Consider the following 7,621-nt stretch of genomic DNA (forward strand, 5'->3'; position numbering starts at 1 on the left):
GGCAGACCGTCGAGGCGGCCACCCCCAGACCCCGGGCGATCGCCCTGATCCCCGCCGGGATCGGCAGGTCACACATGGCCTGGATATAGACCCGATCGAACAGGCTCAACCGGCGATAGCTCGCCAGCCCGCTCAACGGCCGCCGGGCCTCGGCCGTCTCGACAACCACGCCCACGCCACCGTGCCGGCCCACTTCAAACGTCATGCCAGCGAGCTTGGCCCACCTCCACGCCGTAGCCACGCTGACACCCCACTGCGCCGCGGCTTCACGCCCGGTACTTCCCTCCAGCAGCGAGCGACACAGACCCGCCCGCAGTCTCCAGTCCAGCTCTTTCGGCACCACACACCCCGATCAGTCAGGGTGTTGCGCTGGCTACTGGAGACCACCCTCGGGCGATGCGTGCGGAACGCTCTTGGCGACGGGGAAAGACGGATCAGATGACACCCTGGGCCAGCATGGCATCGGCGACCCGACGGAAGCCCGCGATGTTGGCGCCCGCGATGAGGTCGCCGGGAGAGCCGTACTCCTCGGCGGTCGCGGAGGTCGTGGCGTAGATGTTGGTCATGATGCGGTCGAGCTCGGAGTCGACCCGCTCGAAGTCCCACTGGAGGCGACCGGCGTTCTGCCGCATCTCCAGCCCGCTGGTGGCCACGCCGCCGGCGTTGGCGGCCTTGGCCGGCCCGAAGAGGATGCCCCGCTCCTGGATGACCTGGATGGCCTCCTCGGTACACGGCATGTTGGCGCCCTCGGCAATCAACCGGCAGCCGCTGTCGGCGAGCATGCGGGCGGAGTCGCCGTCGAGCTCGTTCTGGGTCGCGCACGGCAGCGCGATGTCGCACTCGACCTCCCACACCGGACGCCCCTCGACGAACGTGCAGTTCCCGCGCTCGGCGGCGTAGGCGGAGAGCCGCTCGCGGCGGACATCCTTGATGTCGGAGAGCAGGTCCAGGTCGAGCCCGTCCTCGTCGAGCACGTAGCCGGAGCTGTCCGAGCACGCGACGACACTGGCGCCCAGCTGTGCGGCCTTCTTGGCGGCGTAGAGGGCCACGTTGCCGGAGCCGGAGACCACCACGCGGGAGCCCTCGAAACTGAAGTCGGTGTCGCGCAGCATCTCGCGGACGAAGTAGACCAGGCCGTAGCCGGTGGCCTCGGTCCGCGCCCAGGAACCGCCGTATCCGACGCCCTTGCCGGTGATGACCCCGGCTTCGTTCCGGCCCGTCACCTTGCGGTACTGGCCGTACAAGTAGCCGATCTCGCGGCCACCCACGCCGATGTCGCCGGCCGGCACGTCGAGGTCGGCGCCGATGTAGTGGGCCAGCTCGGCCATGAACGACTGACAGAAGCGCATGACCTCGGCGTCGCTCTTACCGTGCGGGTCGAAGTCCGAGCCGCCCTTGCCGCCGCCGAGGCCGAGGCCGGTGAGTGCGTTCTTGAAGACCTGCTCGAACCCCAGGAACTTGAGCGTGTCCTCGTCCACGGACTTGTGGAAGCGCAGGCCGCCCTTGTAGGGGCCGAGGTCCGAGCTGAACTGCACACGGTAGCCGCGCTGGACCTGGATGACCCCGGCGTCGTCGACCCAGGGGACGCGGAACGAGATCACGCGCTCGGGCTCGATGATCCGCTTGAGGATCCCGCCCTCGACGTACTCCGGGTGCTGTTTGATCACCGGGACGAGCGATTCGAGGACCTCGTGCACGGCCTGCCGGAAGAGGTGCTGCCCGGGATTGCGTCGCACCACGGTGTCGAGCGCGTCATGCAGTGCGACGTCAGCGTCGGACATGGGACCTCCGGTCGAAAAGTCTTTGGTGATGACGCGAACGCCTTTGCCGAAGAGGCAGCCTAGCGCCAGTACGGACCAAACTCCGATTCAGCACCGGCGCAAAACAGCCGAATGAATTCACTCAGATCACACGAATAACACGTGTCACACTGGACTCAGGAATCACATCTCCGTAATCTGGGCCCAGACCGGTCGACCTCCGTCGTCCCACCGTGCATCACGGAAGGCCCTCATGCGTACCAGCTCGAAGTTCGCCGCCCTCGCCGCCGCCGCGGCCCTGGTCGTCACAGCGGCGCCCGCCGGCGCGGCACCCTCCCCGGCCCCCGTATCGCCTGCGCCGGCCGCCGCGCAGGTGCTCCCCACCCTCGCCGACGCACTCGCGCCGCAGCTGACGTCCCTGATCGAGGCCCTGCACCGCGATCTGGGCCTGACCCCCGAGCAGTTCCTCGCGCAGGCCGGGATCGGCGAGCGACTCGCCGCGGTCAGTCCCCGCTGGGCGCAGGAGTTCCGCGACTCGTTCGGCGGCGTCTGGTTGGACGAGAAGGGCACTGGCCTGGTCGGTGTCGTCGCCGGGGAGGCCGGGGACCAGTTGCGCTCCGAGGCCGCCGATGCCGGTTTCACGGTCCGGGACGTGGCGCTCACCACAGATGAGCTCTCCGCGCGCGAGCGTCAGGTGGGAACGATCGTCGAAGGCCTCCCCGAGGAAATGCGCGCACTCGTCACCGGAGTGCGGGTCGACCCCACCCGGAACGAGGTCGTCGTCACCACCCGCGGCGGTGAGGCCGCCCAGCTGGGGAACCTCACCGCGCGACTGAAGGACCTCGCCGTCGTCGACATGATCGAGGCCCCCGACCCCGCCTGGGACACCGCACCGTTCGGCAGCGAGGGCGGCGGCACCCAGTCCGACGGCGAGCCGACCATGGACGGACTCGAACCCGCCACCACCCGCGCGGGCGCCGAAGCCGGAGCCCAGCCGGGCGCGCAGGCGCTCTCCCCGGCCGGCGGCGACTCGGGTTCGCTCGGCAGCCTCGCGCTGCTGGGCGAGGCCGGGATCATCCCCGAGGGGCCCATGCGCACCATCATCGACCTGCTGGCCGGCCTGACGCCGGGCACCGGCTCGGTCATCGACGGGATGAACGAGACGGTCCCCAACCCCGTGACCCCGGTCCCCGCCGACCAGCGCCGTGCCCAGGTCGCCCCGGCCGGACCCGTCGTGGGCGGAACCGCCTACCAGGTCCCCGTCCCCGGCGGGCTCCTCGAGTGCTCCACCGGCTTCAACGGCGAGCTCGGGGGCACGACTGTCGTCATCACCGCCGCGCACTGCGCCGGCGCCGACGGCACCCGCGCCGCACTGGCCGACGGCGTGGAGTTCGGCACCATGACGCGGACCAGCAAGGACCTGATCGACACGGCCCTCGTCGCCGTCGACCCCGGTTTCGCCGACCGCTTCCGCACCAACCTGGTCGGGACGGGCCCCGACACCACGCAGGCGATCACCGGGACGGCCGACCCCGTCGTCGGACAGAAGGCCTGCAAGAGCGGGTTCCGCACCGGCTTCTCGTGCGGCACCATCTCGGACGTCGGCGCCCAGATCGATGTGGCCGGGTCACGGACCATCGCCAACGCCTTCACGGTGGACCTGTGCGCCCTGCCCGGTGACAGCGGCGGTGTGGTGTTCTCGGGCGACAAGGCCCTCGGGATCTCGAGCGCGTCCAACGTCGCCGACACCGGCACCTGCGCCAACGCCGCCGCGGTGGCGGAGGCGGGCCGGTTCACCCCGCGCCTGTCGGCCGTCCCGATCTCCGACGTGCTGGCCGCGCACCCGGGACTGAGCCTGCGCACCAGCTGAACCGATCAGAAACCGCGGGCCCCGTACCCGAGGAGAGAGCGCCGAGTAAGGGCGACCTCAACTCGTGGAACGGGGCCCGCGTGGCTTACCTTTAACCACAAGTCCGTCGAGGGGCACCCCCAGGTCTTTCTGAGTGCTCGTGCGACGAGAAAAGCTACGAAAGGCCACGAACCATGTCACCCGTGACCATCACTCTGGGGACGATCGGTGTCCTGCTCAGCCTCTTCTGCTGGGCCTCCTTCATCCTCGGCGTCAGCACCATGGTGCGGAGCATCATGTTGGGCCAGAAGGACGGCTTCAACCGCTTCGGTCCGGTCCTCGCGCGGTCGAAGAACGTCCTCGTCGAAGTGGCCGCGCACACGCGGATGGCCAGGAAGAAGTCCGTGGGCGCCTTCCACTGGCTCGTCATGGTGGGCTTCATGCTGGGCTCCTTTGTCTGGTTCGAGGCGTACATCCAGACGTTCAACCCGCGCGGCGGCTGGCCGTGGGTGTCCGATCAGGCGTGGTACCACCTCGTCGACGAGCTCCTGGGCCTGGGCACGGTCGTCGGCATCACGGCGCTGATCATCATCCGCCAGATCAACATGCGTCGCGGTCTCAACCGCTTTGTGGGATCCGACCGCAAGGCCGCCTACTTCGTGGAAGCCGTCGTCCTCCTCGAGGGCCTGGGCATGATGTTCGTCAAGGCCGGCAAGCTCTCGCTGCAGGCCGCGGACGGCCACCACTTCCACTGGGCCACCGACTTCGTCACCGGCCCCATCTCCACCATCCTGCCGGCCAACGAGCTCATGGTCTCGGTCTTCGCGCTGGTCAAGCTCCTCACCGGCATGATCTGGCTGTACGTGGTGGGCCGCAACATCACGTGGGGCGTGGCCTGGCACCGCTTCGCCGCGTTCTTCAACATCTACTTCAAGCGCGAGGCCGATGGCCGCACCGCGCTGGGCGCCCTCAAGCCCATGACCATGGACGGCCAGGCGCTGACCATGGAGAAGATCGAGGAGCTCACCGAGGCCGACGAGAACTTCGAGCCCACCCTGGGTGCGGGCGCCATCGAGGACTTCTCCTGGAAGGGCTGGCTGGACTTCTCCACCTGCACCGAGTGTGGCCGCTGCCAGGAGCAGTGCCCCGCCTGGAACACCGGCAAGCCGCTCAGCCCCAAGCTCATGATGATGGCGCTGCGCGACCACGGCGCCGCCAAGGCCCCGTACCTGCTCGCCGGTGGCAAGACCACCATGGGTGAGGAGACCGGACTGGTCGATGCCGAGGGCAACCCGGACGAGAAGAAGCTCGCGAAGATCCCCGAGGCCGCCCGCCTCGAGGCCCAGCGCCCGCTCATCGGCCACACCACCGCCGACGTCTCCGACGACCCGATGCTCGCCGGCATCATCGACCCCGAGGCCCTGTGGTCCTGCACCACCTGTGGCGCGTGCGTCGAGCAGTGCCCCGTGGACATCGAGCACGTCGACCACTTCATCGACATGCGTCGCTACCAGGTGCTCATCGAGTCGGAGTTCCCCACGGAGCTCGCCGGACTGTTCAAGAACCTCGAGAACAAGGGCAACCCCTGGGGCCAGAACAACTCGGGCCGCGACGACTGGATGAAGACCCTCGATTTTGAGATCCCCGTGGTCGGGTCGGACATCGAGGACTTCTCCGACACCGAGTACCTCTTCTGGGTCGGCTGCGCCGGCGCCTTCGAGGACCGCGCCAAGAAGACCACCCAGGCCGTGGCCACGCTGCTGCACACCGCTGGTGTGAAGTTCGCTGTGCTGGGCCAGGGCGAGACCTGTACCGGCGACTCGGCCCGTCGCGCGGGCAACGAGTTCCTGTTCCAGATGCTCGCCGAGCAGAACATCGAGACCATCAACGGCGCCTTCGACGGCGTGCCCACCCCGGAGCGCAAGGTCGTCGTGACCTGCGCCCACTGTCTCAACACGCTCAAGAACGAGTACGGCGAGCTGGGCGGCGACTACCAGGTGGTGCACCACACGCAGCTGCTCAACCGCCTCGTGCGGGAGAAGCGTCTCGTGCCGGTCGCCCCAATCGAGGGCGGCGTGACCTATCACGATCCGTGCTACCTCGGCCGCCACAACCAGGTGTACGAGGCGCCGCGTGAGCTCATGGACGGCTCGGGCGTCACCCTCACGGAGATGCCCCGCCACGGTCAGCGATCCATGTGCTGTGGCGCCGGTGGCGCCCGCATGTGGATGGAGGAGACGGTCGGCAAGCGCATCAACGTCGACCGCGTCGACGAGGCACTGGCCACCAAGGCGACCAAGATCGCGACGGGTTGCCCGTTCTGCCGCGTGATGCTCTCCGACGGTGCCGACGCGCAGACCGCCGGCACCGAGCAGGAGGGCAAGGTCGAGGTCGTGGACGTGGCCCAGCTGCTGCTGCAGTCCGTCACCCGCGAGGGCACCCTGCCCGAGCCGCGGGAGGCCTCCTGGCTGGAGCAGCCGAAGCGGGATCTGACCACGGCCGGGAAGGGTGCTGCCGAGTCCGGGTCCGCCACGGCCGCTGAGGCCCGGACCGCGGTCGCCGAGCCCACCGAGACCAGGGAGGCCGAGGCCGAGCAGGCCCCGGACAACCCCGTGATCGACAAGGGCGAGGGCGCCGAGGTCGCGGCGGCGGGCACCGCCGGCACCGTCAGTGCTGCCGAGGCCGGTCCGTCGGCCGCCGATTCCAAGGGCGCACCGAAGTCGGGCGGGCTCAAGCTCGGCGGCGGTGGCAAGGCGCCGGGTGCTCCCAAGGCCCCCGGCCAGTCCAAGACCGAGGCTCAGTCCGCGGTCAAGGACGCCGAGCGCACCGAGGAGACCCGGCAGGCCGCTGCGGGCACCGCACCGGCGACGACCGGCGCACCCAAGACAGGTGGCCTGACCCTGGGCGGAGGAGCCAAGGCTCCGGGAGCCCCCAAGGCCCCGGGTGGCGCCAAGGCTCCCGGTTCATCCAAGGCCGCCGCCCCGGCCGCCGCCGCGGCATCCGAGTCCGCGGTCGCCGAGTCTGCGGCCACCGAGACGGCCACCGCTGCGCCCACCGGTGCCGCCGCCGCTGCGGCCGAGCCCGCGAAGCCGGCCGTCGGTCTTGGCCTGAAGGGCCGGGCCAAGGCTCCGGGAGCACCCAAGGCGCCCGGCACCAAGGCTCCTGCTGCCGCCCCGGCAGAGCCCGCCGAGCCGACGGCCGAGCAGTCCGCGACAGCGGCCCCCGCTGAGGTCAAGGATGACGCCCCCACGGCAGACGCCCAAGCCCCTGCGGCTGACGCCCCCGCGGATCAGAGCCCCGCAGATCAGGCCCCCGCTGCCGATGAGCAGAAGACCGACGCGGCGGAGACGCCGAAGAAGTCCTCCTCCCTCAAGGCCAAGAAGGCCGGCGGCTACGGCATCTCGCTGAGCTAGTCACCGGAGAACAGACGTGCGGCCCGTGATCAGAACGCTGATCACGGGCCGCACGTCTTCTGGTCGATTCGGAGATCCCGGCGATCAGACCTGAGCTACGGGATCTGAGTCCGCTATCGATTTCGGCGCGGTCCCCGCCCACGGCCGTGGCCTGCTCAGGATCCGGACGACGAACCGCTCCCCGGATTGCACCCCGTCGCGATCATCATGGCGTCCGGGACTACCGGGCGCCATGGTTCGAACTGCCACGCCCGCCGCGTCGGGTCGACCACCCGGGCGAAGACCCAGTGGCAGGAGAACTGCTGGTGCATGCCCGGGGTATCGACGCCGGGTTCGAGAGCTACCAACTCCGCCCACGCATCCGCCTCGTCCCTGGGCCCCCAGCTGGTGCGGCCGGCTTCGGTCGGGGTCACCCGGAGCGCACGATCCGTGAGCCCGTTGACCCACTGCACGTCCGCGATGTACGGCGAGGGTTTGTGGGAGTCCGAGGACGCTGATCCGGTGGTGACAGCGAGGAATCCGAGCGAACCGGTGGCCGAACCGGCGGCCGGCGCGGCGGCGGCTGGCGCGGCGGCGGCTGGCGCGGCGGCGGCTGGCGC

At 69.8% G+C, this 7,621-nt stretch carries 5 protein-coding genes; 2 read left to right on the forward strand and 3 right to left on the reverse strand.

What is annotated here, in order from left to right:
* A partial coding sequence (locus tag R4P08_RS18195) for a helix-turn-helix domain-containing protein (protein WP_317815271.1) occupies positions 1-205 on the reverse strand: 205 nt, incomplete at its 3' end.
* Positions 206-434: 229 nt separating this feature from the next.
* Positions 435-1,781, reverse strand: a complete 1,347-nt coding sequence (gdhA, locus tag R4P08_RS18200; RefSeq protein ID WP_317815272.1) for an NADP-specific glutamate dehydrogenase — start codon at positions 1,779-1,781, stop codon at positions 435-437.
* A gap of 232 nt (positions 1,782-2,013) precedes the next feature.
* Between gdhA and R4P08_RS18205 the strand changes: the two genes are divergently transcribed.
* Positions 2,014-3,630, forward strand: coding sequence for a S1 family peptidase (locus tag R4P08_RS18205; protein WP_317815273.1), 1,617 nt, complete (start codon positions 2,014-2,016; stop codon positions 3,628-3,630).
* Between the two features lie 173 nt (positions 3,631-3,803).
* Positions 3,804-7,022, forward strand: a complete 3,219-nt coding sequence (locus R4P08_RS18210; RefSeq protein ID WP_317815274.1) for a heterodisulfide reductase-related iron-sulfur binding cluster — start codon at positions 3,804-3,806, stop codon at positions 7,020-7,022.
* A 155-nt stretch (positions 7,023-7,177) separates the two neighbouring features.
* On the opposite strand, the gene R4P08_RS18215 is transcribed toward R4P08_RS18210, so the two are convergent.
* Positions 7,178-7,621 (reverse strand): DUF2599 domain-containing protein (locus tag R4P08_RS18215; protein WP_317815275.1); only part of this gene is annotated, 444 nt, incomplete at its 5' end.

This window comes from Rhodococcus sp. IEGM 1408 (assembly GCF_033142235.1).
Classification (GTDB): domain Bacteria; phylum Actinomycetota; class Actinomycetes; order Mycobacteriales; family Mycobacteriaceae; genus Dietzia.